We start from the raw sequence: 26042 nt of genomic DNA, 5'->3' as shown, positions 1-26042 counted from the left end.
CCGGAATCTCGAGATTCTCAGGTGCGCAAGAGCGCACCATAGTTCGATGCTTCGCATCGTCCCGGAATGACGGGTCAACCCTCACGCGTTCCCGCGATCTTCCCGAAACAGATCCAGCTTCTGCTGCACCGGCCGGTCCGAAAAGCTGAACAGCACAGCGTCCTCATCCGCCTCGTGCGTGACCCAGTGCCAGCTCGGCACCACGAACAGATCGCGCGGGCCCCATTCGAAGGTCGCTTCCCCAATCCGGCTGCGGCCGCGGCCTTCGATCGGGCAGAACACCGTGGCATCGGTCGAGCGATAACGCGCGGTCTTAAAAGCCTTCGGCAGCAGCTGGATGAAGGTGCCGATGGTCGGCATTGCGAAATCGCCGGTCTCGGGATTGCTGAACTTCAGCTTCAGGCCGTGGCAGGCGTCCCATTCCTGACACACGCGGGCTTTCTCCAGCGCTTCGCGGGTGTAGGCATAGGGATAGCTGAAGATCGGCGAGGTCTTCGAGCTCCGCTTTACGTCGACCGGCAGCAGGTTGTGGCCGTAGCGCGCAAAGCTGTCGCCGGCAGGTCTTGTGATCTTCTGCTGGTCCTCCTTTGAGCCTTCCGCAAAGGAGCAATCGAAGAACTGCACCAGCGGGATATCGAGGCCGTCGAGCCAGAACATCGGCTCGCTGGTCTCGTTGGAATGATCGTGCCAGGTCATCGACGGCGTGATGATGAAGTCGCCGGGCTCCATCGCAGTGCGCTCGCCGTCGACCGCGGTGTGTGCGCCCTTGCCTTCGAGCACGAAGCGCAGCGCGGACTGGCTGTGGCGGTGCGCGGGCGCGACGTCGCCGGGCACCACCATCTGAACGCCGGCATAGAGCGAGGTCGTGATCTTGGACTGGCCGCGCAGGCCCGGGTTCTCCAGAACAAGCACGCGCCGCTCGGCTTCCTTGGCAGTGATCAGCTTGCCGGCTTCCGTCATGTAGTCGCGGATGATGTCGAACTTCCATAAGTGAGGCCGGCAGGCGCTCTTCGGCTCCGGCGTGATCAAGTCGCTCATCACCGTCCACAGCGCGGTGAGATTTTCGCCGTCGATCTTCCGGTAAAACGCCTCGCGTTCCGGCGTCTTGGTCACGGCTTCCATGGTGCGGCTCCCGCTCGTTTGTTGATTTGACAGTATACTGACGATATAGGTAGCGTCAACGTGAGGGATGTTGGTCGTACATTTCGGGGCGATGCGGCAGCATCGAACCCGGAATCTCGAGGTTCCGGGTTCTCGCTCCGCGAGCCCCGGAACGACAAGAACCAAGGGAGGTCTCAATGAAGCTGCACGGCTATTTCCGCTCCAGCGCCGCCTATCGCGTGCGGATCGCGCTGAACCTCAAGCGCCTCGGTGCCGAGCATCTGCCGCATCATCTGCGCAAGGGCGAGCAATGCGCGCCCGCCTATCTCGCCATCAATCCGCAAGGCCTGGTGCCGGCGCTGGAGGACGATGCAGGCGAAGTGCTGACCCAATCGGTCGCGATCATCGAATGGCTCGACGAAACGCACCCCAATCCGCCGCTGCTGCCGAAGGACCCGCTGCGCCGAGCCAAGGTGCGCGCGTTCGCGCTCGCGATCGCCTGCGACACACATCCGGTGCAGAACCTGAAGGTGCTGGCGCGGCTGCGCGAGCTCGGCCTTGCCGAGGAGAAGGTCCAGGACTGGGCGGCCTGGGTCAACCGCGAGGGGTTGTCGGCCTGCGAGGCGCTGATCAGGGACGAGCCGGGCCCGTTCTGCTTCGGAGACGCGCCGACGCTGGCCGATCTCTGTCTGGTGCCGCAGCTCGCCAATGCGCGCCGTTTCGGCGTCGATGTGTCGGCCTATCCACGCCTGCTTCAGGCAGAAGCCGCCGCCAAGGCAATGCCGGCCTTTGCCAATGCCGCGCCGGAGAAGCAGCCCGATGCCGAGTAAGCCTCTTCCTCCGATCACGATGGATGCGGTCTATGCCGCGCCAGGCTATCTGTTCCGGCGCATGCAGCAGATCGCGGTCTCGATCTTCATGGAGGAGTGCAAGGCGTTCGACCTGACGCCGGTGCAATATGCGGCGCTGATCGCGGTCCACACCCATCCCGGCATCGACGCGACGCGTCTGTCGGCGGTGATCGCCTTCGACCGCTCCACGCTCGGCAGCGTGATCGAGCGGCTTCAGGCCAAGGCCTATATCGAGCGCAAGCCGGCGCCCGAGGACAAGCGGATCAAGCTGCTCTATCTGACCAAATCAGGCGCCGCGATCCTGCGCGACATCATCCCCGCCGTGGAGCGAGCCCAGGCGCGCATGCTGGAGCCGTTGAAACCCGCCGACCGCAAGGCGCTGCTGGAGCTCTTGGTGCAGCTGGTCGATCTCAACAACGAAGCCTCACGCGTGCCGCTGCGGGCCGAGGATGCGCTGGAACGTCTGGGGAAGGGCGGGTGACGGACTCCAGTTGTGTAGCGACGCTGTCGCCTCGATCTCAACTGTCATTCCCCGAAGGCGGGGATCCAGTACGCCGCGGCTTCTCGGCTGAATCACATTTGTCTCGGAATACTGGATCGCCCGCCTTCGCGGGCGATGACAGCGTGGTATGGTCACGTGAGCGTATCCCTCACATCCTCGGCCTCACATTCGCAGCAACGCCTGCCGGTCGATCTTCCCCGTGCCCGTCTTCGGCAGCTCGTCGATGAAGATCACCTCGCGCGGATATTTGTAGGGCAATAGCTTACCCTTCACATAATCCTGGAGCTTGCGCGTCGTCTCGCTCTGATCAGTGGTGCGGTTGTTCATCACCACCACGGCCTTCAGCGTCATGCGCCGGTCCGGCAGTTCGGCGGCGAACACCGCGCATTCGCGAATATCAGGGTGGTCGGCGAGGCAGAGTTCGACCTCCAGCGGATAGACCCACTGGCCGGAGATCTTGATGAGATCGTCGGCGCGGCCACGGAAGAAGTGGAAGCCTTCGGCATCGCGCACGAAGCGATCGCCGGTGTAGATCCAGCCGCCCTCGCGGATCGTCTCGGCGGATTTGTCCGGCCGGTTCCAGTACAGCGGCGTGTTGGAATCGCCGCGCACCCACAAGATGCCTTCCTCGTTGTTGGCGACGTCGCAGCCGTCCTTGTCGCGCAGCGCAACCTCGTAGCCGGGAACGCGCAGGCCGGCGGCGCCGAGCTTCTTCCGCTCGGGACGGTTGGAGAGATAGATGTGCAGCACCTCGGTCGAGCCGAGGCCTTCGACGATCTCGAGGCCCGTGAGCGTCTTCCAGCCGTTGAAGACTTCGGCCGAGAGCACCTCGGCGGCGGAGAGCGCCATACGCAGCGACGAGAAATTCGTCTTGTCCGCGTCTTCGGCCTTGGTCAGCGATGTATAAAGCGTCGGCAGGCCGAAGAACACCGTCGGCTTGTATTGCTCGATCGCCGAAAAGATCGATGCGGGCTTCGGCTGGCCTGGCAACAGCAACGTTGCCGCGCCCGCCGAGAATGGGAAGGTGACGGAATTGCCGAAGCCATAGGCGAAGAATATCTTCGGCACCGAAAAGCAGATGTCGCCAGACGTCAGCTTCAACACGCTCCGGGCAAAGGCGGCTTCGCTATAGGCCATATCGTGCTGGAGATGCACGATGCCCTTGGGCCGGCCGGTCGAGCCGGAGGAGTACATCCAGAACGCCATCTCGTCGCGATCGGTGTTGGCTTCCGCGAGTTCGGCCGGGAACTGCATGAGCCAGCTTGCCGCTGCGATCGCAACAGGCGCGGCGTGGTCGCGCACCTCGCCATTGACGACGATCAGCGTGTGCAGACCCGTGTCCCTGCAAGCTTCCGCATTGAAGCGCGCGCAGAATTCGGCATCCACCACCGCAACGGCAGCGCCGGAATCGGCAAGATAGAACTGCAAGAGGTCCGGCGGCGTCAGCGTGTTGATCAGGAGCGGCACGAAGCCGGCGCGCACCGCGCCGAAGAAGGCGGCGGGATAGGTCGGCGTGTCGTCGAGAAACAAGAGCACGCGGTCGCCGCGCTTGAGGCCGAGCGAGGCAAGCCCGTTGCCCCAGCGGCAAGCCTCGGCGCAGAGCTCGGCATAGGTCCGCGTGCCCGCCGGGCCGATGAGCGCGAGCTTGTCGCCGCGCCCCTTGTCGAGATTGTCGAACAGCACGCGGCCGGCGTTATAGATTTGCGGAACGGCAAAGCCGATCTCGCGTGCGCCGGGGCTGTCCGCGGGCACCTGGTCGCGAATCTCGTTGCTCATGCCGCACCCCCGCCGTTCTTGGCCGCCTCGTAGCGCGCCATGAAGGCCGGGGACATCGCCCGCAGCCGGGAATCGTCGATACGGCCGGACCGGGTGATGTAGCTATAGGCGAAATCCATCACGGGCAGCTTCATATGGTCGGCGAAGTGCTCGTACCAGAACGCGCTGGTGCGCGCGGCATCGACGAGTTTTTGCACGATCGGCTTGCGCGCGGCCTGGTACCGATGCAGCGCGGTCGACAAATGCGCATCCGATTCCAGCGCCTTGACCAGCGCGATGGCGTCTTCGATCGCGAGCCGCGTGCCCGATCCGATCGAGAAATGCGCCGAGTGCAGGGCATCGCCGAGCAGCACGATGTTCTTGAACGACCAGTGCTCGTTCCAGACCCAGGGAAAGTTGCGCCAGACCGATTTGTTGGAGACGAGGCAATGGCCGCCAAGCGTGTCGGCAAACACCTCCTCGCAAACGCCCTTGGACTGCTCGACGTCCTTGTAGGCGAAGCCGTAGGCCTGCCATGTCGCGTGGTCGCATTCGACCAGGAAGGTGCTCATGTTCGGCGAGTAGCGGTAGTGATGGGCGTTGAAGGCGCCGCGGTCGGTCTTCACGAAAGTCTGCGACAGCGTGTCAAAGCGTTTCGAGGTGCCGTACCAGACGAACTTGTTGGAGGAGTAGGACAGCGAGGTGCCGAAATCGCCCTCATAGGCCCGGCGCACCAGCGAGTTGAGGCCGTCGGCGGCGACGATGAGATCGTGGCCGTTCAGTTGGTCGATCGCATGGATCTGGGTGTCGAAGCGCGGGGTGACGCCGGCATCGAGCGCGCGCTGCTGCAGGAACTTGAGCAGCTCGAGCCGTCCGATCGAGGAGAAGCCGACCCCGTCGATGGCGACGCTGTCCCCGTGCAGGTTCAGCGTGATGTTCTCCCAGCTCTCCATATGCGGCGCGATCGCGTCGACCGTTTCGGGGTCGTCGGCGCGCAGGAATTCCAAAGCCTGGTCCGAGAACACGACGCCAAAGCCCCAGGTCGCGTCGGCCGGGTTCTGTTCGAACAGGTCGACTTGATCCTCGGGGTGACGCCTCTTCCAGAGATAGGCGAAGTAGAGCCCACCGGGCCCCCCGCCAATCACGGCGATCCGCAACGTCTGCCTCCCTAATTGACAGTATACTCACTATCTAGGGGTAGACTAATGTGCTCCGGCGTCCGGCGCCAGCGGAATTATGAAAGACGAGGCGCGCCGAAGCTCAGTCCCGAACGCGCGTTTGGCGCGTGTCCGAAGCAGTTTCGCGCCCAAGCATAGCCAAACCACGCGGGCTTGGCCATGCGCACCGTCAGACGCAGCGCTTCACGTAGACCCCGTTCACCAGCACCCTGGTGCAGCGGACGGCCGGAACCGGCTTGCGGACCACGACCGCCGCGTTCGGCCCGGCGCAGCCGGCGCGATACACGCCGCGGGCGCAGACCACCGCATTGGCGTCGGTGGCCTCGAACGTCATGGTTGCTGCGAAGGCGAGGAGTGCAGAAGCGACGAGCAGCAATGAACGCATGTTGTCCTCCCGGTCTGGTCGTGATCGAAATCGGATCCTTGCAAAAGACTTGTCGTTGCAGGCGTGCGGGAATTCATTCGCGCACGCTGCCAATCATTGCCCCTGTGCCTTGGCGCGCGATCGTGCGCCGCCTCATCGCACTGCGAACGGGGCGAGCACGTCCTTGCACGCGGGCGATAGCGAGGCGGCATTGCTGGAGATGCATTGAATGATGCGGCCGCCGCCGGGCGCGACGCCGGCGCAGAGCGTGCGGATGTCGGCGCCGCAGGCCGACCTTGCGATGAACAGTTCTTCGCGCGGCCGCAGCGGGCGCAAAGCGATCGCCGCTGGCGCGGCCGCCGGCGCTGCTGCCGCGGGAGCTGCACCCGCGGGCGCTGCCGTTGCAGCCGCGCCACCGCCGGACGCCGCACTCAACGCGCTCTGGCAGGCCGGCGAGACCTTGGCCTTGTTCTTCTCCAGGCATTCGAGCGCGGGGGCGCCGCCCGGCGGCACGCTGGCGCACACCTTAGGATAATCGGCGCGGCACGCGCTCCTGACCGCCGCAACCTGCGCGCTGCTCGGCTGCGTGGCGGCAGCAGCCTTCGGCGCCGGCGCGGCGGCCGGCTTTGCAGCGGGAGCGGAGTCAGCCTTCGGCGCGGCAGGCGCCGCTGCTGCCTTGGGCGCAGCCTCGGTCTTCGGCGCAGCGGGCGCAGCTTCGGTCTTCGGAGCCGAAGCAGGCTCTACCGCGCGGACCGCGATCTGGCATCCCGATGACAGGCTGGACATGTTCTTTGCCAGACATTGATACGCTTCCACGCCGCCGGGCGTCACGCTCGAGCAATGCGCCATGAAGTCCGAGCGGCATGCCGAGCGGATGGCGCTCTTCTGCGCCTCGGTCGGCGTTTGCGCCAACGCGCCTGTTGCAGTTGCGAAGAACGCTGCCGTCAGCAACACCTTGCGCGTTGATGCATGTTTCAACGTGTTGAACATCTGGCTGATTTCCTGCCCTGTCGGTCACGCCGACGACTCTTAAAATGTAATGCAATCGCAATCGTCGCGAATGATGCCTCGCGCGTGGCATCATTCGCCGCTTTGATCTCTCCTGCAAGTCAATTATGCTGGTGCAATTGCGCCGTGGCGGCGTCTCAGAGCCTTATCATGCGCTTGCCGCGGTTCTCGCCCGCCAGCAATCCAATCAGCGCGTGCGGTGTGTTCTCGAGGCCATCGATAATGTCCTCTTGCACCTTCAGCTTGCCCGATTTGACCCACGCTTGGAGGTCTGCCAGTGCGCGCTGGCTGTCCTTCATGTAGTCCATCACGATGAAGCCCTGCATGACGAGCCGCTTCACCACGATCAAGCCGGGCACGCCGCGCGGGCCGTGTGCGGCGGGCGCGCCGTCATATTGCGAGACCGCACCGCAGCAGGCGATGCGGCCGTAATTGTTCATCTGCGGCAGGCAGGCTTCCAGAATGTCGCCGCCGACATTGTCGAAATAGACGTCGATGCCCTTGGCTGCAGCTGCGCGCAGCGCCTTGAACACCGCGCCGTCCTTGTAGTCCACGGCCGCATCAAAGCCGAGCTCGGAGGTCAGCCAATTGCATTTGTCGGCGCCGCCGGCGATGCCGATCACGAGGCATCCTTTGATCTTGGCGATCTGTCCGACGAGTGAGCCGACCGAGCCCGCGGCCGCGGAGACCACGACCGTCTCGCCCTCCTTGGGCTTTCCGATCTCCAGCAGGCCGAAATAGGCGGTCAGGCCGGCGATGCCGAACACGCTGAGCAGATGCGTCATCGGCTCGAGTTTCGGCATCTTGGTGAGATGCTTCGCCGGCACCGCGGCATATTCCTGCCAGCCGGTGTCACCGAACACGATGTCGCCCGCCGCCAGCTCCGGCGCCTTCGAGCTGACAACCTCGGCAATGGCGCCGCCGGCCATCACGCTGTTGGCTTCGACGGCGGAGCGATAGGTCGCGCCGTGCATCCAGGCGCGGTTGGCGGCGTCGAGCGAGATGTATCGCACGCGCAGCAGGGCCTCGCCGTCCTTCGGCTCCGGCACTGCGTTCTCCACCATCTTGAAATGCTCGGGCCCGAGCTTGCCGCTGGGCTTTTCCATCAGGAGAATCTGGCGATTGATGTTGCCGCTCATGGCGTTCCCCTCTCCGATCGTTTTATTGATGCAGCGGCAGCCAAGAAAACGTGCAAGCCGCATTTGTTGTGCGCTGCATGAAAGCTAGATCGCGGCGTTCCATTTCACAACGAGAACATCCGGCCAACACGAGCACACGCAAAGCGTGTTGCGTCGCTGTGATATCTGCGACATCATGAAGCGCCGGTGTACGTGGGGGTAAGCGATGTCCAACAGGTTCACGCAATACATTCTGGCCGCGATGGTGCTGGGCATTGTCATGGGCTCGGCGATCTACAATTTCCTGCCCGACACGCGCGCCGACTGGGCCTCGTCCATCAACCTGATCGCCATGATGTTCCTGCGCCTGATCAAGATGATCATCGCGCCGCTGGTGTTCGCGACCCTGGTCGGCGGCATCGCCCATATGGGCTCCGGCTCCAAGCTCGGCCGCATCTTCGCCAAGACCATGGGCTGGTTCGTCAGCGCCTCCTTCGTGTCGCTGCTGCTCGGCCTCATCATGGTGAATTTGCTTCAGCCCGGCGCGAACTTCCCCGGCACGCTGCCCGCGGCGGGCCAATCGACAGGCCTGCCGGTTTCCGCCTTCTCAATCGAGAAATTCTTGACCCATTTGATCCCGACCTCGATCGCGGACGCGATGGCGCAGAACGAAATCCTCCAGATCGTGATCTTCGCCGTGTTCTTCTCGGTGGCGATGGGCGCGATGCCCGAGCGCTCTAAGCCGATCCTGGCGCTGATCGACGACATCGGCCACATCATGCTAAAGGTGACGAGCTACGTGATGTTGTTCGCGCCACTCGCGGTATGGGCCGCCATCACCGCGACGGTCGCCAAGAACGGCCTCTTGGTGCTCTGGAAGCTCGTCGTCTTCATGGGCGGCTTCTATCTCTCGCTGGCGATCCTGTGGACCATCCTGGTCATCGTCGGCTTCATTGTGATCGGGCCACGCTACGGCCATCTGCTGAAGCTGATCCGCGAGCCCCTGATGATCGCCTTCTCGACCGCGAGCTCGGAAGCGGCCTATCCGAAGACGCTGGAGGGCCTCAACCGCTTCGGCGCCTCGTCGCGGATCTCGAGCTTCGTGCTGCCGCTCGGCTATTCGTTCAACCTCGACGGCACGATGATGTACTGCACCTTCGCCAGCGTCTTCATCGCGCAGAGCTACCACATCGACATGCCGCTCGGCACCCAGCTCGCCATGCTGGCGACGCTGATGATCACCTCCAAGGGCGTCGCCGGCGTGCCGCGCGCCTCGCTCGTCGTGATCGCCTCGACGCTGGCGCAGTTCAACATCCCCGAGGCAGGCCTCTTGATGATCATGGGCATCGACACCTTCCTGGATATGGGCCGCAGCGCCACCAACGTGATCGGCAACACGCTGGCGACCTCGGTCGTGGCCAAATGGGAAGGCGAACTCGGGCCCGAGCACGAGCTTGGACCTAGTGATGCGGTGCCCGAGGATATGGTGCCCGGTGAAGTGCCCGCAATGGCCGGCCATGGGTAGGAGCGAACCATGGGCCAGTTCCTGGCGAGGTCACTGACCTCATTCTGCCTGTGGCTCGCGGCATGTTTGCTGACGACTTCGTTGTTCGTGAGCTCGGCATTCGCCCAGACCGGCAGCGAAGGGCTCAGCCCGACGCTGTCGGCCATCAAGAAGGCGCACGCGGTGCGGCTCGGCTATCGCGAGAGCTCGCCGCCGTTCTCCTTCCTCGACCAGGCGGGTCGCCCGATCGGCTACAGCCTCGAGCTCTGCGAAGCCATCGTCGAGGAGATCGGCATCGAGGTCGACGATCCCAATCTCAGGATAGATTACGTCAAGGTCACCTCGGACGACCGCATCGAGGCCGTGCTCCAGAACAAGATCGACCTTGAATGCGGCTCGACCACCGCCAATGCCGAGCGCGGCAAGCGCGTTGCCTTCTCGCCACTGATGTTCGTCGCCGGCACCAAGCTGATGGTGCCGAAGGCGTCGAACGTCCGGTCGCTGACAGATCTGAAGGGCAAGACCATCGTGGTGACGAAGGGCACCACGAACGAGCAGGCGATCCAGGCAGCCGACAAGAAGCTCTCGCTCGGTCTTAACATCGTGACCGCGCCGGATCACGAGCAGTCGTTTCAGATGGTGAACGACGGCAAGGCGGATGCGTTCGCGACCGACGACATCCTGCTCTACGGCCTGATTGCGCGTCACAAGGCCCAGGAATATTTTCGCGTGGTCGGGGACTATCTGTCCTACGATCCCTACGGCATCATGTTCAGGAAGGGCGAGCCGCAACTCGCCGCCGTGGTCGAGCGCGCCTTCCGCAAGCTCGGTTCCAACCGCGACCTCATCCCGCTCTACAACAAATGGTTCACAGCCAGGCTTCCCACCGGCGAACGGCTGAACGTACCGATCTCGCTGCAACTGGAAGAAGCCTTCAAGGCGATGGACGATTCGCCGGGCGCGAATAATTAGGCGGCTTTCTCTCTTACCCTCCCCTTGAACGGGGATGGTCGAAGCGCGAGCGGGGGTGGGGTAATCTCTCCCCACGGGCAGTGTTCGAAGTGGAGAGATCACCCCACCCCGCTGCGGATTCCGCTTCGCGCCGTGCACAGCGACCCTCCCCCTCCAGGGAGGGTGGGCACCTGCGCCGCCGCTGCTAACGTCCGGCAAACACCCGGTCCAGCGCCGCGTCGTACGTCGCCTGCACCAACTCCGGATGCAGCTTCGCCAGCGACTCCATCATCACGCCGGAATTGATCTCGAGCACGCACCAATCGGCGTCGACGCGCACCACGTCGATCGACGCAAAGGCGATGCCGATCGCGCGCGCGGCATCGATCGCGAGCTTCACGCAAGCCGTTCGAACCTCGCCGCTCTCCAGCAATACCGGCTTTGCGCCGCCATCAAGATTGTGTCGCCAATCTCTGCCACGCTGCTTGCCGTAGACGACGAGGGGTACATCATCGAGCAGCACCACACGGACCTCGTCCTCGATCGCGACATAGGGCGAGATCACGAGGCCGGCACTCATCGAAAAAACCTCGCCAACCGCGTGATCCAGTTCCGCCTCCGTCGTCACCTTGAACACCGAGCGCCCCGATGTCCCCTCATTCGGCTTCACCACCACGCCTTGCGGATGGCCGTGAAGCAGCTCAAGCATTGCACCTCGCCAGGTGGGGCCAACGACATTCTGGCCGAGCTTCGGGTTGAGGAACAGTTGATGCGGAATGCACGGCACGCCCTCCAGCGCCAGCGCCTCGGCGGTGGCCGATTTGTCGTTGGCGAGACGATGCGCGATGGCGCTGTTGAGGCCGATGTCGTAGCCGAAGGCGAAGCGGCGCGTCTTGCCCCGGCGCATCGCAACCAGCCAGCCGCTGGCATGGACATCGACCGCAATGCCATGGTCCGCGCAATAGCGCCTGATCGCCTGGATGAAGATCCGCTCGCCGCTCGCCATGGTTTCGGTCGTTCCTGTCGCCAAAAGCCGCGAAAATGCGGGAAACGGCGCCAAACCGGGGTCAAAATCAGAGCTATTCTTAATGAAATTCTCGTTAGCGCCACGGAAATTAACTGCTGCCATCGAGCCCCCCAGGGAAAAGAAATTGCCCGCCGCGCGCGCGGGGCAGCAAATCCATTAATGATGCGCCCAATTCCGCCCAAATGCCGGTTTGGTCGGCACCAATTGCTTCCGAAACGAGGTTGATTATTGGTCTCAATGGCGTAGATCACACACGCCGCCAGGCAAATGGTGCTCGCCCCGCCGTCAGGGGCAGGGCGATGCTTTTGCCCGAAAACCGCAAATATTCGGAAGATCGAAAATCATGAGCGCGTTTTACCGAGAAAAGGTTCTTTCCGTCCACCACTGGACCGACACGCTGTTCAGCTTCCGCGCCACGCGTGATACCGGCTTCCGCTTCCAGAACGGCCAGTTCGCCATGATCGGCCTCGAGGTTGATGGCCGCCCGCTGCTGCGCGCCTACAGCATGGCGAGCGCCAATCACGAGGAACAGCTCGAGTTTTTCTCGATCAAGGTTCAGGACGGTCCGCTGACCTCGCGCCTTCAAAAGATCAAGGAAGGCGACACCATTCTGGTCGGTCGCAAGGCGACCGGGACGCTGATCACCGACAATCTGCTTCCCGGCAAGCGGCTGATGCTGTTGTCGACCGGAACCGGCCTTGCGCCGTTCGCGAGCCTGATCAAGGATCCCGAGGTTTATGACCAGTTCGAGTCGATCGTGCTGGTCCATGGCTGCCGCCAGGTCTCCGAGCTCGCCTATGGCGAGAAGCTGGTCGCGAATTTGCGCGAGGACGAGGTGTTCGGCGAACTGCTCGCGGACAAGCTCGTCTACTACCCGACCGTGACCCGCGAGCCGTTCCGCAACCGCGGCCGCATCACCGACCTCATCAACTCCGAGCAGATCTTCAACGACATCGGTCAAAGCCCGCTCGACATCGCAACCGACCGCATCATGATGTGCGGCAGCCCGGCGATGCTCGAAGAGCTGAAGCTGATGTTCGAAGGCCGCGACTTCGTCGAAGGCTCCGGCAACAAGCCTGGCCATTTCGTGATCGAAAAGGCGTTCGTCGAGCGCTAAGCCCTCGCTCTGTGTCGTCTCGGTGTCGTTCTGGCGAAGGCCAAGACCGGTACCCACCGTGAAGTTTGGCGAAGGCTGGTCGTTGCCAGTCTTCGCAACAACCCCCGCTTAGGGGTGTTGCTGGCTTTGCCCTGGCTTTCGCCAGGAGGACAGCGGCGGGTGAGGCGCCTTTGCCCGCTTAGCCGCGTCCCTTTCCCCTTCTGCTGCACTGCAAAAGCCCGCCCATCGGGCTGATTGATTTGTCTCAGCCGAATTCGCTAGCCTGAAACAAGGGCCGCGTCATATCCGTATGACAGGCACAGGCGTATCGTATCGCCTCATGCTGGCGAGAGGATCGGATCGTGGCCGAGGACAACAAGACGCACGAAGCTCCCAAACGCCTGCCCCTGGCGGAAGAGGGGGTCATGGAAACCCTGCTGCTTCCGTTCTCCCCGCGCTTCATCGTGCTGACGATCTGCGCGGTCGTCACCGCGCTGCTGATCGCCATCGGTATCGTCGACCGCAAGATCTTCGACATCCTGCTGGTCCCGATCCTGATCTTCGGCGCGCTGACCCTGCTCGGCGTCCGCGATCTCTTGCAGAAGAGTCACGCGGTGCTGCGCAACTATCCGATCTCCGCGCACATCCGCTTCCTCCTGGAAGAAATCCGCCCCGAGATGCGGCAATATTTCTTCGAGAGCGAGAAGGACGGCATGCCGTTCTCGCGCGATACCCGCGCGGTGGTCTATCAGCGCGCCAAGATGGAGCTCGACAAGCGTCCGTTCGGCACCCAGGAGGACGTCTATCGCGAGGGTTACGAGTGGATGCATCACTCGGTCTCGCCGAAGGCGCATGCCGAGGAAAAATTCCGGGTCGTCATTGGCGGACCGGATTGCGCAAAACCCTATTCGGCCTCGGTGTTCAATATCTCGGCGATGAGCTTCGGCGCGCTCAGCCCGAACGCGGTGCGTGCGCTCAATGCCGGCGCGAAGAAGGGCGGTTTCGCGCATGACACCGGCGAGGGCGGCGTCAGCCCCTATCACCGCGAGATGGGCGGCGACATCATCTGGGAGATCGGCTCCGGCTATTTCGGCTGCCGTCATCTCGACGGCAGCTTCGACCCTGAGGCGTTCGCGCGCGTCGCCGGCGAGGACCAGATCAAGATGGTTGAGCTCAAGATCAGCCAGGGCGCCAAGCCCGGCCATGGCGGCGTGCTGCCGGCCGCAAAGGTCTCGGAAGAGATTTCCAAGATCCGCGGTGTCGCGATGGGCGAGGATTGCATTTCGCCGGCCTCGCACCGCGCCTTCTCCACGCCGGTTGGCATGATGCAGTTCATCGCCGAGATGCGCCGCCTGTCCGGCGGCAAACCGGCCGGCTTCAAGCTGTGCATCGGCCATCCCTGGGAGTTCCTGGCGATCTGCAAGGCGATGATAGAGACCGGCATCTATCCTGATTTCATCGTCGTCGACGGCAATGAGGGCGGCACCGGCGCGGCGCCGCTGGAATTCATGGATCACCTGGGTATGCCGATGCGCGAGGGCGTCAATTTCGTCCACAATGCGCTGGTCGGCATCAATGCGCGCGACCGTATCAAGATCGGCGCGTCCGGCAAGATCGCCACCGCCTTCGACATGGCGCGCGCCATGGCGATTGGCGCCGACTGGTGCAATTCGGCGCGCGGCTTCATGTTCTCGCTGGGCTGCATCCAGTCGCTGAGCTGCCACACCGACCGCTGCCCGACCGGCGTCGCGACGCAGGACCCGACGCGCGCGCGCGCGCTCTACGTGCCGCTCAAGATCGACCGCGTGCACAATTACCACCATGCGACGCTGCACTCGCTGACCGAGCTGATCGCCGCTGCCGGCCTCGAACATCCGCAGCAGCTGCGTCCGATCCACTTCAGCCAGCGGACGGCGACAACCCAGGTGCAATCCTTCGCACAGCTCTATCCGGCGCTGCGCCCGGGCGAGCTGCTCGAAGGCACGGAAGATCCTCGGTTTCGCGACGCCTGGCGGATGGCGCGCTCCGAGACGTTCCAGCCCGCGCAGTGAGCGTCGCGCCGCCCCGCAAGGACGCCGGTCCCGGCGCGTAAAATCATCGCGAGCTGGACCGCGTTTAACTCTTGGTTCAACTTTGGTGTAAATTGTGCCCATGGACGAACGGCGCGACAAGGCGAGACATCGCGTGCTGAAGGCCGGGACGATCGAGTTCGGCGGCGGCGCGATCGACTGCACCATCCGCAATCTGTCCGATACCGGCGCAGCCCTCGACGTCACCAGCCCGGTCGGCATCCCCGAACATTTCACCCTGTTCGTCCAGTCCGACGGGACGCATCGATCGTGCGCCGTGGTCTGGCGCAAGGAAAAGCGGATCGGGGTGAGGTTCGGGTGAAGGTTTTGCGTTTGGCCTGCGCCGGGACGAGTGGGTGCGGCGTCCCGCGCTGGTGCATGCAATGGCGCACCCTCACGCCGCCGCCTGTTCGCCCCTCCGGCTCGCCAGAATTTTGTCGATCCGTCGCCCGTCGAGATCGACCACCTCCATGTGCCAGCCGGCGAAATCGAAGGCGTCTCCGACGTTGGGCAGCATGCTGAACTGTTGCAGCACGAGGCCCGCCACCGTGTTGTAGCGATGCGGCGGCAGCTCGATGCCGAGCAGTTCGCCGAACTCGTCAACCGGCATCCAGCCGGAGATCAGGAGCGAGTCGTCGTCGCGCCTGATAAAGGCCGGCTCGGGCGGTCCTTCCTCGGAATGGAAGGCGCCGACGATCGACTCGAGGATATCGGCGGCTGTCACCATGCCTTCGAAGGCGCCGTATTCGTCGTAGACGAAACCGACGTGAACCGGCGCAGCTTTCAGGATGGTCAGCACGTCGCGGGCATCGGCCGAGGCCGGAATGCCCGGCGCCTCACGCACCAGCGCGCGCAGATCCGGCGTGCGCTCGTTCATATAAGCGATCAGCAGGTCCTTGGCCTGGAGCACCCCGATCGGCTTGTCGCGATCGCCGTCCGAAACGGGGAAACGCGAATGCGGGCTCTTCGCGATGATCTCGTGAATGGTCTTCACATCGTCGTTCAGGTCGATCTCGTCCACCTCGGTGCGCGGCGTCATGACCGCGCCGACTGGCCGATCGCCGAGCCGCATCACGCCGGCGATCATCTCCTTCTCGCCGGGCTCGAGCACGCCGGCGCTTTCGGCCTCGCTGACGAGGTGATGGATTTCGTCCTCCGAGACCTTTTCCTCGGCTCTGCCGCCGCGACCGAGCAGCGCGAGGATCACCTTGCCCGAGACATCGAGCAGGAAGACGAGCGGCAGCGAGATCCGCGCCAGCAGGTGCATCGCGGGCGCGACCCTGACGGCGATGCTTTCGGGGTCGCGCAGTGCCACCTGCTTCGGCACCAGTTCGCCGACGATCAGGGTGGCGTAGGTGATGAGCGTGACGACGATGCCGACGCCGACGATGTCGGCAATGCCTGGGGACATGCCGAGCTCAAGCAGCCATTGCGTCAGCCGCTGCCCGAGCGTCGCGCCGGAGAATGCGCCGGAAAGCACGCCGACCAGCGTGATGCCGATCTGCACCGTCGAGAGGAATTTGCCAGGATCGGCCGAAAGCGTCAGCGCCCGCTCGGCGCCGCGCACGCCCTTGGCGGCGAGCAACGACAGCCGCGCCGGGCGGGACGACACTACGGCGAGCTCGGACATGGACAGCAGGCCGTTGATGACGATCAGGACGACGACGATGACGAGTTCGATCGAGAGCATTGATGTTCCGAGGTAAGCGAGTGTGCTGGGCGCCCAGGCCTTGATATAGGTATTCAGCGAGACACAATCCCGCCGCATCTGGCGCCGCGGGAACCGCATGATCGATGGTTCCTGCGTGCTGGACGCGCGCAATGCGCGCTCCTCACAGGATGAGGACTGAGTGCGCGGTCGCAATTCGACAAGCACCGGCGTAGCTTAGCCTCATCCTGAGGAGCCCGCGCAGCGGGCGTCTCGAAGGACGAGGCGCGCATTCTGTCGCCAAGAAGCCTTGCGGTTGGCTCGCTACTCAGAACTCCCCGTGCAGCCGTCCCGAAAACACCGACACCGGTCCGCGGTCGGCGTTGTAGGCGGGATTGACGATGAGCTGGTAGTCGGCTGTGACGGTGAGGTTCTTGTTCAGCGCGTAGGCGTAATACGTCTCGAGGATGCGCTCCTTGCGGTAGTTGAGCGCGCCGTCGCCGATGAGCACGCCGAGGCCACCGGCGGCCAGGAAGTCACGATAATCCTGCGAGATCGCATTGACGGCGCCGCCGATGCCGATCACGTCGTCGGGCCGGCCCCATCTCGTGCCCTTGATCGAAAGGCCGGCGGACAGGCTGCGGTTGATGTCGGTGAAGGCAATCGTCTCGAACTTGCCGTCGTTCCAGCTCCAGCGGCCGAACAGTCCGAGGTCGTCGGTGATCGCCTGCTCGAGATTGACGACGTAGCCGACCTTGATGCGGCCGCGCCGGGTCTGCGCGATGTCGAGATTGAGCGCGGGATTGTCCAGCGTCTCGCGGAAGCTGCCCATGTTGGCGCTGTCGAGCCAGCCCATGGTCCTGAGCTTGCCGGGGTGGCCGAACAGCGAGAAGCGCGTCTCGAGCTCGACCACGTACTGGCCGCGCTCTCCGACCTTGGTGTCGAAATGATTCGAATTGGGCTCTGCGACCATCAGGAAATAGCCGCCGCGCAACGCCCATTGCTTCTGGTTGAGCTCGGCGGTGACGCCATAGGTGAGGCCGACCTTGTCGGCGGAATAGTCGAAGGCGCCCGGCGCCCATAGCGACCAGTTCATGAAGTCCTTGCGGGTGTCCTTGGCGTAGGCATTGCCGTCGAACACGTCGACCACCGCGAACTTGCCGGCCTGCAAGGTGAGGCGGGACACGTCGACCTTCTGCCCGAGCTGCAACTGGCCGCTCGCGAGCTCCTCTTGCTCGCCGCCGAAGCCGAAGGTCTGGCGCACGAATAGGCGCGAGGTATTGTAATGCGGATAGGGGAAGTTCGACTTCTGCGCTTCGCCGTTGGGGAAGCCGGCGGCGCCAACGGTGTCGTTCAGTCCAAACCCCTGGAGCAGCTCGGGATTGTAATAGACCTCGCCGCCGTCCCAGAGCCGTGCGTTCAGGAACAGGCTGTTGCTCCAGGTCGCTTTGGCCTGCGCCGACGGGGAGAGCGAATTCGGCCCCGTGTAGAGGGCGGGGAACGACGGATAGCCTTGCGGCAGATAGGTGCTCTGGCCGTGAATCTCCCAGCGATCCGATTCCGTGTCGGTCAGGGAGCTCTTCGGGACGTAGCTCGGCAGGCCCTCCCAATCGACCTTGCGGTTGAGGCCGAGCCTGATCTGCTGGAACTCCAGCGACGATGAGCTGTATTGGGCCCCCGTCGAGAAGGCGACGTTGGCGCCATCGAAGCGGCTGTAGAGATATTCGAGCCGCGCACTCCAATGGGGCGCGAAGCCGTATTCGATGCCGGCGCCTGCGACCCAGCCGGGCCGCGTGTTCAGGATTTTTGGGATTTCGGCACTGGAAGCCGGCGCGTCGAAATAGCGCTCGCCCATCCAGGCAAAGCCGCCGGTGACGTAGAGCAGCCACGGACCGCTGGTGTAGCCGACGCGGCCACGCAAGCTCGCGGTGTAGTCCCATTGCTGCGTGACGGTGTTGGCGGGGGTCGAAAGGAAGGAGACGATCGAGTTCGAGGTGATGTAATTGGGAAACGAAAAATCGCCTTCGATACCAACCAGCCACCCGGAATTGAGCCGGTAATTGTAGCCGGCCTGCACGCCGCCCATCATGCCGCTGAAGACGCCGCTGTCGCTGATTGCAGCCCCGTCGTTCAGCGCAAAGTGCGACGAACCTCGGCCATAGCCGGCATGCGCGCCGATATAGAGCCCCGTCCAGTCATAGACCGCTCTCAGCGCCGGGGCCTTCAGCGGCAGATCGGCCGCGGTGCCTGTGGCGGGAAAAGCCAGCACGCCCGTCGCAATCGCCGCGGCCGTCCGCAAGTACCGGTAACGGTGACCTCTCAACGTCAAAACGCACGCCCCCAAACGCGAATGTGTCCCGATGCTGCGGCATCCCTGCCGATTCGTGGCGACCCTGTCATCAGGTCTTGGTTGGCATGCGATCGGGCGAGATGATCTCGATTCGACGCGATTCCGTCCCAAGCACCTGTGCCTGTTGCGAACTTTATTGCGAGTAATTCTCAATAGCAACTGGTGTCAATTGCCGCAGGTGTTGGTTCGCACCCTCATGTGACGGGCCTGCAACAGGGTCGCGGCCCGAAAACAGATGACCCCGCCCGGGGGGACAGCCGGGCGGGGTCGGGGGCACGACACGGGGTGGATGAGGCGCCCGTGTCGGACGCAGGATCCACGTGAGATCGGCCTCAGGTACTCAAGTCAGTAGCAGGTACGAACGCGGCCGACGTACTGGCCGAAAGCGTTGTACTGGGCGACCCAGCCGCAGCGGTGATAGCCGTAGTAATAGGGATCGTTGCTGGCGGCGATTGCGGAGCCGACGACGGCGGCAGTGGCGGTGCCGGCGCCCACACCCCAGCCCCAGCCAAGCGGCTTGGCTTCGGCCTGCGAGGCGGTGGACACGATGCCGCCTGTCACGGCGAGGGCAGCGAGAGCGACAGCGGCAATCCTGGTCTTGATCGACATGTGAAACTCCATCCGGGGTTGAGGCGGTCCGTTGTGGCCCGCGTGCCCAATTGGACGGAGGCTGCGCGCGTCCGGTTCGAAGCCGGCAGATGCGGTCGCGGAGCCCTGTGCTTTCCTGAACAATTCCAGGAGCATGGGATCTAGCCGAGGGGCCCCTTGGCGAGCCTGTTCACGTCGAAGTTATCGACTTCAATCAGCAGCTTGCAAAAGGCCGTCGCGCCCTGATCGATCAGGCGTTCGCCCTTTTCTGCAACGGCCAAAGTCGCATTGCCGACTGCGCCACTGGCGTTGAGATCCTGCGCCTGCCAGGCGAACGGCGCGGGGCGCTGCGTCGACAGCCAGCGATATTGCTGCTCGATCGCGATGCTGCTCGCGGGAAAATCCGCGATCGCATCTTTGCGCACCTGATCGGGGTAGCGCGCCAGCATGATCGAGGTCTCGATCGCACCGCCATGAATGCCGTGGCGAACTTCGTCCGCCGAGAACAGTTTGTCGGCGCCCGACAGCCGCGACCACGACGTCGTCACCACGAACAGTTTCTGGTGCGCGCGAAGATCCTGCGCCACCAGCATCATCGCCGGGCTGTTGCCGCCATGGCTGGTGATGATGACGAGCTTCCTTAACCCGCGTCGGGCGACGTCTTCGCCGATGCCTGTCCATCGCTTCAGCGCAACGTCGGTCGGCAGCGTCTGCGTGCCCGGATAGTCGATATGCTCGGTGGAGATGCCGACTGGTTCAACGGGCAGGAAACTGGCCGGAACAGTTTCGGGCAGCAGCTCGCGCACGCGCGCGAGATAGGCATCCGCAATCAGCACGTCGGTTTCGAGCGGCAGATGCGGGCCATGCTGCTCGGTCGCCGCCAGCGGCAGCACCGCAATCCAACGCGAGGCCTCGGCCGGGGCAACATCGGCCCAGCGGATCTCGGTCCAGTCGCGGGACGGCATCATTGAACTTTCCTTGGAGGTTTCTTTGCCCGAATTTGTCACGTAATTTGGGGTATGAGGGGACGCGGGCCCGGACGGCTCGCGTCCCCGAACTTCATGCGGTTTTATCGCGTTGCGTTCACATGAGCCAGACGCGATTGGGCCAGCAACGATCGACGGAGTCCCTTCATGAGCCCTTCTCATCTGCGGCGAGCGTTAACGGCGGGCTTGATGGCCGCTTTGATCGGAAGCGTCCCGGTGGGGGCCGAAACGCTCGACAAGGTCACCTTCGGCACCAATTGGGTCGCCGAGGCCGAGCATGGCGGCTTCTTCCAGGCGGTCGCCGACGGCACCTACAAGCGTTACGGGCTCGACGTCACCATCGTCCCCGGCGGGCCCAACGAGAACAATCGGATGCTGCTGATCGCCGGCAAGATCGATTTCTTCATGGCCGCGAACACGCTGATGTCGTTCGATGCGGTCGCCAACGACGTTCCCGTCATCACCATCGCCGCGATCTTCCAGAAAGATCCGCAGGTGATGCTGACGCAGCCCGATGCCAAGGTCGCCAAGATTGAGGATCTCAAGCCGCTGACGCTGTTCGTCTCCAAGGAGGGCATGACCAGCTACTTCCAGTGGCTGAAGTCCGAATATGGATTCAGCGAGAAGAACGTCCGCCCCTATAATTTCAATCCTCAGCCCTTCATCGCCAACCCCAAGAGCGCCATGCAGGGCTACGTGACATCCGAGCCCTTCGCAGTCGAGAAGGCGGCCGGCTTCAAGCCCAACGTACTGCTGCTCGCCGATTACGGCTTCAATACCTATTCGACCCTGATCGAAACCCGCCGCGACGTGGTCGAGAAGAAGCCGGATCTGGTGCAGCGCTTCATCGATGCCTCCATGATCGGCTGGTACAATTACATCTACCGCGACAATTCCGCTGGAAATGCCATGATCAAGAAGCTCAATCCCGAGATGACCGATGATCTGCTCGCCTACTCCGTCGCCAAGATGAAAGAGCACGGCATCGTCGATTCCGGCGACAGCCTGAAGAACGGCATCGGCGCCATGAGCGACGAGCGCTACGCTTCCTTCTTCAACAAGATGGTGAAGGCGGGCGTGGTGAAGCCCGATCTCGACTTCCGCAAATCCTATACGCTGCGCTTCGTCAACAAGGGCGTCGGCGTCGAGCTGCGCCCGAGCAAGCCGTAACGCATGTTGAGATCTGGCGCAGGCGGCTCGGTGTCCTACACCTCTCCCGAAGGGAGAGGTCGCATCGCATCGTCAGATGCGATGCGGGTGAGGGGTTACGCTCCCTGGTGTGACCTGAGCCCCCTCACCCGGCGCTGCGCGCCGACCTCTCCCCGATGGGGAGAGGTGAAGGACGCGGCCCGACCGCGTCTCACAACAGCCTGCGGCCAATGCTAGAGAGCTCAACCTCGCCCGCCGTCGAGGCCAGCCTGACGGCGCTCGCCGTCAGCCTCCGCGGCGTGACGAAAGCCTATGACAACGGCGTCATGGCCCTCGGCCCGCTCGACCTCGCCGTGCGCAAGGGCGAGTTCATCTCGCTGCTGGGTCCGTCGGGTTGCGGCAAGTCGACGGCGCTGCGGCTGATCGCGGGGCTCAGCACGCCCTCGTCCGGAATCGTGCGGGTGGCGCGCCGCGAAGGCGTGCCGCAGCCGGGCCACGGCATCGGCTTCGTGTTCCAGGAGCCGACCCTGATGCCCTGGACCAGCGTGCGCGAGAACGTGCGGCTACCCCTGAGGCTTGGTCGCGTTCCGAAGGCCGAGGCGTGCGCGCGTGCCGAGGCGGCGCTCGCCAGCGTCGGGCTTGCCGATTTTGCCGAGGCCTTTCCGCGCGAGCTCTCCGGCGGCATGAAGATGCGGGTGTCGCTGGCGCGCGCGCTCGTCACCGATCCCGATATCCTGCTGATGGACGAGCCGTTCGCGGCGCTCGACGAGATCACGCGCTTCCGCCTCAACAATGATTTGCTCGCGCTGTGGCGCAGCCTCGGCAAGACGGTCATCTTCGTCACCCATTCGGTGTTCGAATCCGTTTACCTGTCGCAGCGCGTGGTGGTGATGACGGCGCGGCCCGGCCGCATCCAGGCCGACCTCCGCATCGAGACGGTCGAGCCGCGGGGCGAGGAGTTTCGTACTTCAGTCGCCTATTCCGATTATTGCCGCAGGGTGTCGGCGGCCTTGGCGCCGTCCTATGCGGGGCAATCGACGCTATGAACGTGCAAGCTGCGGTCACCGCAAAGCCGTCCGGCGCGCAACGTGCAATGCGCCTCGTGCCGCCCGTCCTCGTGTTCGCGGCCGGCCTTCTCGCCTGGGAACTGGTGGTCCGTATCAAGGAGATTCCGCCCTACGTGCTGCCGGCGCCCTCCGTCATCTTTCTGACGCTGATCAAGGATTGGGCGGTGCTGTCGCAGTCGCTCGCCACCACGCTTCTGACCACGCTAGAAGGTTTTGTGGCAGCGAGCATCGGCGGCATCGGGCTGGCGCTCTTGTTCAACCAGTCGAAATGGGTGGAATATTCGCTGTTCCCCTATGCCATCGTGCTCCAGGTGACGCCGGTCATCGCGATTGCGCCGCTCTTGCTGATCTATCTGGAGCAGCAGACCGCGGTGGTGGTCTGCGCCTTCATCGTCGCCTTTTTCCCGGTGCTGTCCAACACCACGCTCGGGCTGAATTCGGTCGACCGCAATCTCGCCGGCCTGTTCCAGCTCTATGGCGCATCAAAGCCGCAGACGCTGCGCTTTCTCAAGCTGCCCGCGGCGCTGCCCCACATCCTCGGCGGCTTGCGCATCGCCGGCGGCCTGTCGCTGATCGGCGCGGTCGTGGCCGAGATTGCAGCGGGAACGGCCGGTGCCGGCTCCGGGCTCGCCTACAGGATCGCCGAGTCAGGCTATCGATTGAACATACCCCGCATGTTCGCTGCGCTGCTTTTGCTGTCGCTCGCCGGGATTGTCATCTATGGGGTGCTGGCGCTAGTTTCGCACCTCGTTTTACGGCGCTGGCATGAGAGCGCGCTTGGAAAGGAAAACTGATGACCGCCGGTTCGATTTCGTCCGAAAAGATCGATCTTTTGATTTATGGACCGGTGCGGCCGATCCTCGAGAACGGGTTTTCCGACCATTTCGTCGTGCACAAGGCCGAGACGCGCGGTGACCTCGAGCGGCTGACGGCGGCGGTCCGCGACAGGATCCGCGGCGTCGCCGTGACGTATCACACCGTGCGCGCCGACAAGGATTCACTGTCGCAGCTGCCGAAGCTGGAAATGGTGGCGAGCTTCGGCGTCGGCTATGATCACATCGACGCCAAATACGCGGCCGAGCACAATATCATCGTCACCAACACGCCCGATGTCCTCACCGAGGAGGTCGCCGATGTCGCGATGGGCCTTCTGATCTCCACGCTGCGCGAGTTCATCAAGGCCGATCGCTACGTCCGCTCCGGACTGTGGCAGACGCAGAACTATCCGCTCAGCGTCGGCTCGCTGCGTGACCGCAAGGTCGGCATCGTCGGCATGGGACGGATCGGCCAGGCCATCGCGCGCCGGCTCGATGCCTCGCTGGTGCCTGTGGTCTACCATTCCCGTAACCCATCCAAGGATGTCTCCTACAAGCACTACCCTGATTTGATCGAGATGGCGAAGGCGGTGGACACGCTGATGGTGATCGTGCCCGGCGGCGCCAGCACCGACAAGATGATCAACGCCGAGGTGCTCAAGGCGCTCGGCCCGCGCGGCGTGCTCATCAACGTCGCGCGCGGCTCGGTGGTCGACGAGCCGGCGCTGGTCCAGGCACTGAAATCAGGCACCATCCTCGCCGCCGGCCTCGACGTGTTCGCGGCGGAGCCGAACGTGCCGGACGAGCTCAAGACCATGCAGAACGTGGTGCTGCTGCCGCATATCGGCTCGGCCTCGGTGGTGACGCGCAACGCGATGGACCAACTCGTCGTCGACAATCTCAAGGCCTGGTTCGCCGGCAAGGCGCCGCTGACACCGGTTGCGGAAACGCCGTTTAGGGGGCGCTGATGAGAGCTCTTCGGGGCGTTGCATTGATGATCGCGGCATGTGCTGCCGCGATCGATCCTGCGCACGCGCAGGATGCGGCGACCCTGAAGAAGCAGATGCCCGGGCAGTGGGAGCTCTCGACAACCGAGCGCAACAAGACCTGCGTCGTCACCCTCAAGGGCGACGCCAAGGGCCAGGGTTTTAAGCTGGAGCTGGAGCCGGCCTGCAAGACCGCGCTGCCCTTCACCAAGGACATCGTCGCCTGGAACGTCCGGGGCCTCGACATCGTCCGCTTGCAGGACGCCACCGGTGAAGCCGTGATCGACTTTACCGAGGTCGAGGCCGGCATCTTCGAGGGCCTGCGCCAGGGCGAGGGTGTCTACATCCTGCAGGATCTCGCCGCGGCGCGATCGATGGCCAAATCGATGGACCAGATGATCGGCGACTGGTCGATGGTGCGCGGCAACGGCCAGCCGGTGTGCGGGCTGACGCTGACCAACACCGAGGCGGGCGCGGACAATTTCCAGGTCTTCCTCAAGCCGAAATGCGACGCGGCGATCGCGCAATTCAACCCGACGCAATGGCGGCTCGAGCGCGGCCAGATCCTCCTGATGTCGAAATCAGGCGAAGCCTGGCAGTTCGAGGCCGACGACAACGCGCAGTGGCGGCGCGTCCCCGATACCGCCGATCCCTTGATCATGCTGCGTCAATAGGCAAGCCTTCCGCGCTGCCGAACGACGGGTGTGAACGCGGAACCCGCTGCAGGGCAGCCCGTTGACGAAAGAGCGATTTCGTTGGGAGATCCGCATGGCCAAGCGCATCCTCGCGATCGGCATCGAGCCCGGCAATGCGGATTATAGCGCATTCCCGCAGCTCACGCCCGAACATGTCCGCAGCTACATCGAGGCCCAGCTCCTGCGGCTGCGCGGTCTCGGCTTCGAGGTCACGAGCTGTCTGATCGATCTCGATGCGACTGCGGAGGCTGCCGTGACGGCGGCGCTGCGCGACGAGCGCTTCGACTGCATCGTGATCGGCGCCGGGCTCCGCGAGCCGAAGGAACGGCTGCTGCTGTTCGAGAAGGTGCTCAACCTCGTCCACCGCCTGGCGCCGGAAGCCGCGATCTGCTTCAACACGACGCCGGCCGACACAGTCGAAGCGGTGCAGCGCTGGGTCGAGCCATGAATTGACGTCCCGGCCTGCTAGATCAAGCGCATCCCGCGCAGGCTGGCGTGGCCGCTTCTGCCGACGATGATGTGGTCGTGCACGGAAATCCCGAGCGGCTTTGCGATGTCGATGATCGCTTTCGTCATCTGGATATCGGCTTGCGAGGGCGAGGGATCGCCCGAGGGATGGTTGTGCACCAGGATCAGCGCGGTCGCGGAGAGTTCGAGCGCGCGCTTGATCACCTCGCGGGGATAAACCGGGGTGTGGTCGATGGTGCCGGTCTGCTGCACCTCGTCGGCGATGAGCTGGTTGCGCTTGTCGAGGAAGAGCAGGCGGAATTGCTCCTTGTCGGCGAAGGCCATGCTGGTGCGGCAATAGTCGATCACCTCGTTCCAGGACGAGAGCGCGTTGCGGCTGTTGACGTCGCCTTTGGCGACGCGGTGCGCCGCTGCTGCGATCAGCTTGAGCTGGTTGATCGCGGATTCGCCGATGCCCTCGACCTCGCGCAGGCGCGCCACCGGCGCATGCACGACCTCGGCGAACGAGCCGAAAGTCTTTATCAAGGTCTTTGCGAGTGGCTTGGTGTCGCGCCGCGGCAGCGCGGCAAACAGCGCCATCTCCAGCAGCTCGTAGTCGCTGAGCGCATCCGCGCCGGCGCTGTAGAAGCGCTCGCGCAGCCGCTCGCGATGGCCGTGATAATGCGGCGCGTCCTCAGGTTTGCTCTTGTCGTGGTCGGATTTGGCGGGCATCGGCCGCCAGCATTGCCGCGGAACCGCAGCTTTGCAACCGTCAATTGCGATAGCA

General features: G+C 63.9%; 25 protein-coding genes. 13 read left to right on the top strand and 12 right to left on the bottom strand.

Annotated features, from left to right (window positions below; genetic code table 11):
• Positions 1-81 precede the first annotated feature (81 nt).
• Positions 82-1122, bottom strand: a complete 1041-nt coding sequence (gene gtdA, locus IVA96_RS09930; protein ID WP_247276354.1) for a gentisate 1,2-dioxygenase — start codon at positions 1120-1122, stop codon at positions 82-84.
• 176 nt (positions 1123-1298) lie between these two features.
• On the opposite strand from gtdA, the gene maiA reads away from it, so the two are divergent.
• Both maiA and IVA96_RS09920 read left to right on the top strand, forming a co-directional pair.
• The gene (gene maiA, locus IVA96_RS09925) at positions 1299-1931 is read left to right on the top strand and encodes a maleylacetoacetate isomerase (RefSeq protein ID WP_247276355.1); all 633 of its coding nucleotides are present in this window, start codon (positions 1299-1301) and stop codon (positions 1929-1931) included.
• Positions 1921-2433, top strand: a complete 513-nt coding sequence (locus tag IVA96_RS09920; protein ID WP_247416947.1) for a MarR family transcriptional regulator — start codon at positions 1921-1923, stop codon at positions 2431-2433. The genes maiA and IVA96_RS09920 overlap by 11 nt, the downstream gene beginning before the upstream one ends.
• A 183-nt stretch (positions 2434-2616) precedes the next feature.
• Here the strand turns inward: IVA96_RS09920 and IVA96_RS09915 are convergent, their stop codons facing one another.
• From IVA96_RS09915 to IVA96_RS09895, 5 genes are all read right to left on the bottom strand, one after another.
• A complete protein-coding gene (locus IVA96_RS09915; protein WP_247276357.1) occupies positions 2617-4230 on the bottom strand; it encodes a benzoate-CoA ligase family protein in 1614 nt (537 codons plus the stop codon).
• Complete coding sequence (locus IVA96_RS09910; protein WP_247276358.1) at positions 4227-5366, bottom strand: FAD-dependent monooxygenase; 1140 nt, start codon at positions 5364-5366, stop codon at positions 4227-4229. The genes IVA96_RS09915 and IVA96_RS09910 overlap by 4 nt, the downstream gene beginning before the upstream one ends.
• A 190-nt stretch (positions 5367-5556) precedes the next feature.
• Positions 5557-5772, bottom strand: a complete 216-nt coding sequence (locus IVA96_RS09905; protein WP_018316432.1) for a hypothetical protein — start codon at positions 5770-5772, stop codon at positions 5557-5559.
• Positions 5773-5904: 132 nt separating this feature from the next.
• Positions 5905-6741, bottom strand: coding sequence for a cysteine rich repeat-containing protein (locus IVA96_RS09900; protein ID WP_247416945.1), 837 nt, complete (start codon positions 6739-6741; stop codon positions 5905-5907).
• Positions 6742-6896: 155 nt separating this feature from the next.
• Positions 6897-7898: an NADP-dependent oxidoreductase gene (locus tag IVA96_RS09895; protein WP_247416943.1), complete on the bottom strand. Its 1002-nt coding sequence runs from the start codon at positions 7896-7898 to the stop codon at positions 6897-6899.
• 205 nt (positions 7899-8103) lie between these two features.
• Here IVA96_RS09895 and IVA96_RS09890 point away from each other — a divergent pair, with 205 nt between their 5' ends.
• A complete protein-coding gene (locus tag IVA96_RS09890) occupies positions 8104-9402 on the top strand; it encodes a dicarboxylate/amino acid:cation symporter (protein WP_247276360.1) in 1299 nt (432 codons plus the stop codon).
• Positions 9403-9411: 9 nt separating this feature from the next.
• Positions 9412-10353, top strand: a complete 942-nt coding sequence (locus IVA96_RS09885) for an amino acid ABC transporter substrate-binding protein (protein ID WP_247276361.1) — start codon at positions 9412-9414, stop codon at positions 10351-10353.
• A gap of 184 nt (positions 10354-10537) precedes the next feature.
• On the opposite strand, the gene IVA96_RS09880 is transcribed toward IVA96_RS09885, so the two are convergent.
• On the bottom strand, positions 10538-11338 hold the full coding sequence (locus tag IVA96_RS09880; protein ID WP_247276362.1) for an ATP-grasp domain-containing protein: 801 nt from the start codon (positions 11336-11338) through the stop codon (positions 10538-10540).
• Positions 11339-11702: 364 nt separating this feature from the next.
• Between IVA96_RS09880 and IVA96_RS09875 the strand changes: the two genes are divergently transcribed.
• From IVA96_RS09875 to IVA96_RS09865, 3 genes are all read left to right on the top strand, one after another.
• A complete protein-coding gene (locus IVA96_RS09875; RefSeq protein ID WP_247276363.1) occupies positions 11703-12476 on the top strand; it encodes a ferredoxin--NADP reductase in 774 nt (257 codons plus the stop codon).
• Positions 12477-12880: 404 nt separating this feature from the next.
• Positions 12881-14506 carry an FMN-binding glutamate synthase family protein gene (locus tag IVA96_RS09870; protein ID WP_247276444.1) on the top strand — a complete coding sequence of 542 codons (1626 nt, stop codon included), beginning with the start codon at positions 12881-12883 and terminating at the stop codon, positions 14504-14506.
• Positions 14507-14606: 100 nt separating this feature from the next.
• Positions 14607-14846, top strand: a complete 240-nt coding sequence (locus IVA96_RS09865; RefSeq protein WP_247276445.1) for a PilZ domain-containing protein — start codon at positions 14607-14609, stop codon at positions 14844-14846.
• 72 nt (positions 14847-14918) lie between these two features.
• Here the strand turns inward: IVA96_RS09865 and IVA96_RS09860 are convergent, their stop codons facing one another.
• From IVA96_RS09860 to IVA96_RS09845, 4 genes are all read right to left on the bottom strand, one after another.
• Positions 14919-16214, bottom strand: a complete 1296-nt coding sequence (locus IVA96_RS09860; RefSeq protein ID WP_247276364.1) for a hemolysin family protein — start codon at positions 16212-16214, stop codon at positions 14919-14921.
• 286 nt (positions 16215-16500) lie between these two features.
• Positions 16501-18471, bottom strand: a complete 1971-nt coding sequence (locus IVA96_RS09855; RefSeq protein ID WP_247417063.1) for a carbohydrate porin — start codon at positions 18469-18471, stop codon at positions 16501-16503.
• Between the two features lie 396 nt (positions 18472-18867).
• Positions 18868-19131 (bottom strand): hypothetical protein, encoded by a 264-nt coding sequence (locus IVA96_RS09850; RefSeq protein WP_247416941.1) that lies wholly within the window; start codon positions 19129-19131, stop codon positions 18868-18870.
• A 140-nt stretch (positions 19132-19271) separates the two neighbouring features.
• Positions 19272-20078 (bottom strand): creatininase family protein, encoded by an 807-nt coding sequence (locus IVA96_RS09845; RefSeq protein WP_247416939.1) that lies wholly within the window; start codon positions 20076-20078, stop codon positions 19272-19274.
• A gap of 165 nt (positions 20079-20243) precedes the next feature.
• Here IVA96_RS09845 and IVA96_RS09840 point away from each other — a divergent pair, with 165 nt between their 5' ends.
• The 6 genes from IVA96_RS09840 (at position 20244) to IVA96_RS09815 (ending at position 25256) form a co-directional block, all read left to right on the top strand.
• Positions 20244-21266, top strand: a complete 1023-nt coding sequence (locus IVA96_RS09840; RefSeq protein WP_247416938.1) for an ABC transporter substrate-binding protein — start codon at positions 20244-20246, stop codon at positions 21264-21266.
• A gap of 209 nt (positions 21267-21475) precedes the next feature.
• Positions 21476-22291: an ABC transporter ATP-binding protein gene (locus IVA96_RS09835; RefSeq protein WP_247276369.1), complete on the top strand. Its 816-nt coding sequence runs from the start codon at positions 21476-21478 to the stop codon at positions 22289-22291.
• Entirely contained in the window at positions 22288-23106 is an 819-nt protein-coding gene (locus IVA96_RS09830; RefSeq protein ID WP_247276370.1) for an ABC transporter permease, read from the top strand. Before IVA96_RS09835 ends, IVA96_RS09830 begins: the two co-directional genes overlap by 4 nt.
• Positions 23106-24095 (top strand): 2-hydroxyacid dehydrogenase, encoded by a 990-nt coding sequence (locus IVA96_RS09825; RefSeq protein WP_247276371.1) that lies wholly within the window; start codon positions 23106-23108, stop codon positions 24093-24095. The genes IVA96_RS09830 and IVA96_RS09825 overlap by 1 nt, the downstream gene beginning before the upstream one ends.
• Entirely contained in the window at positions 24095-24787 is a 693-nt protein-coding gene (locus IVA96_RS09820) for an AprI/Inh family metalloprotease inhibitor (protein WP_247276372.1), read from the top strand. The genes IVA96_RS09825 and IVA96_RS09820 overlap by 1 nt, the downstream gene beginning before the upstream one ends.
• A 94-nt stretch (positions 24788-24881) precedes the next feature.
• Positions 24882-25256, top strand: coding sequence for a hypothetical protein (locus IVA96_RS09815; RefSeq protein WP_247276373.1), 375 nt, complete (start codon positions 24882-24884; stop codon positions 25254-25256).
• Between the two features lie 17 nt (positions 25257-25273).
• Here the strand turns inward: IVA96_RS09815 and radC are convergent, their stop codons facing one another.
• Positions 25274-25987 carry a DNA repair protein RadC gene (gene radC / locus IVA96_RS09810; RefSeq protein WP_247276374.1) on the bottom strand — a complete coding sequence of 238 codons (714 nt, stop codon included), beginning with the start codon at positions 25985-25987 and terminating at the stop codon, positions 25274-25276.
• Positions 25988-26042: the final 55 nt, after the last annotated feature.

The sequence above is a fragment of the Bradyrhizobium sp. 159 genome, assembly GCF_023073795.1.
Taxonomy (GTDB): Bacteria; Pseudomonadota; Alphaproteobacteria; order Rhizobiales; family Xanthobacteraceae; genus Bradyrhizobium.
Note: the sequence above shows the minus strand (reverse complement) of the source record. Positions and strands in the feature narration are given on the sequence as shown.

Bases quoted from the DNA above. Each gene is read 5' to 3' on its own strand.
- gtdA (WP_247276354.1), bottom strand. From the start codon at position 1,122: ATGGAAGCCGTGACCAAGACGCCGGAACGCGAGGCGTTTTACCGGAAG.
- maiA (WP_247276355.1), top strand. From the start codon at position 1,299: ATGAAGCTGCACGGCTATTTCCGCTCCAGCGCCGCCTATCGCGTGCGG.
- IVA96_RS09920 (WP_247416947.1), top strand. From the start codon at position 1,921: ATGCCGAGTAAGCCTCTTCCTCCGATCACGATGGATGCGGTCTATGCC.
- IVA96_RS09915 (WP_247276357.1), bottom strand. From the start codon at position 4,230: ATGAGCAACGAGATTCGCGACCAGGTGCCCGCGGACAGCCCCGGCGCA.
- IVA96_RS09905 (WP_018316432.1), bottom strand. From the start codon at position 5,772: ATGCGTTCATTGCTGCTCGTCGCTTCTGCACTCCTCGCCTTCGCAGCA.
- IVA96_RS09900 (WP_247416945.1), bottom strand. From the start codon at position 6,741: ATGTTCAACACGTTGAAACATGCATCAACGCGCAAGGTGTTGCTGACG.
- IVA96_RS09895 (WP_247416943.1), bottom strand. From the start codon at position 7,898: ATGAGCGGCAACATCAATCGCCAGATTCTCCTGATGGAAAAGCCCAGC.
- IVA96_RS09890 (WP_247276360.1), top strand. From the start codon at position 8,104: ATGTCCAACAGGTTCACGCAATACATTCTGGCCGCGATGGTGCTGGGC.
- IVA96_RS09885 (WP_247276361.1), top strand. From the start codon at position 9,412: ATGGGCCAGTTCCTGGCGAGGTCACTGACCTCATTCTGCCTGTGGCTC.
- IVA96_RS09880 (WP_247276362.1), bottom strand. From the start codon at position 11,338: ATGGCGAGCGGCGAGCGGATCTTCATCCAGGCGATCAGGCGCTATTGC.
- IVA96_RS09875 (WP_247276363.1), top strand. From the start codon at position 11,703: ATGAGCGCGTTTTACCGAGAAAAGGTTCTTTCCGTCCACCACTGGACC.
- IVA96_RS09870 (WP_247276444.1), top strand. From the start codon at position 12,881: ATGGAAACCCTGCTGCTTCCGTTCTCCCCGCGCTTCATCGTGCTGACG.
- IVA96_RS09865 (WP_247276445.1), top strand. From the start codon at position 14,607: ATGGACGAACGGCGCGACAAGGCGAGACATCGCGTGCTGAAGGCCGGG.
- IVA96_RS09860 (WP_247276364.1), bottom strand. From the start codon at position 16,214: ATGCTCTCGATCGAACTCGTCATCGTCGTCGTCCTGATCGTCATCAAC.
- IVA96_RS09850 (WP_247416941.1), bottom strand. From the start codon at position 19,131: ATGTCGATCAAGACCAGGATTGCCGCTGTCGCTCTCGCTGCCCTCGCC.
- IVA96_RS09845 (WP_247416939.1), bottom strand. From the start codon at position 20,078: ATGATGCCGTCCCGCGACTGGACCGAGATCCGCTGGGCCGATGTTGCC.
- IVA96_RS09840 (WP_247416938.1), top strand. From the start codon at position 20,244: ATGAGCCCTTCTCATCTGCGGCGAGCGTTAACGGCGGGCTTGATGGCC.
- IVA96_RS09835 (WP_247276369.1), top strand. From the start codon at position 21,476: ATGCTAGAGAGCTCAACCTCGCCCGCCGTCGAGGCCAGCCTGACGGCG.
- IVA96_RS09830 (WP_247276370.1), top strand. From the start codon at position 22,288: ATGAACGTGCAAGCTGCGGTCACCGCAAAGCCGTCCGGCGCGCAACGT.
- IVA96_RS09825 (WP_247276371.1), top strand. From the start codon at position 23,106: ATGACCGCCGGTTCGATTTCGTCCGAAAAGATCGATCTTTTGATTTAT.
- IVA96_RS09820 (WP_247276372.1), top strand. From the start codon at position 24,095: ATGAGAGCTCTTCGGGGCGTTGCATTGATGATCGCGGCATGTGCTGCC.
- IVA96_RS09815 (WP_247276373.1), top strand. From the start codon at position 24,882: ATGGCCAAGCGCATCCTCGCGATCGGCATCGAGCCCGGCAATGCGGAT.
- radC (WP_247276374.1), bottom strand. From the start codon at position 25,987: ATGCCCGCCAAATCCGACCACGACAAGAGCAAACCTGAGGACGCGCCG.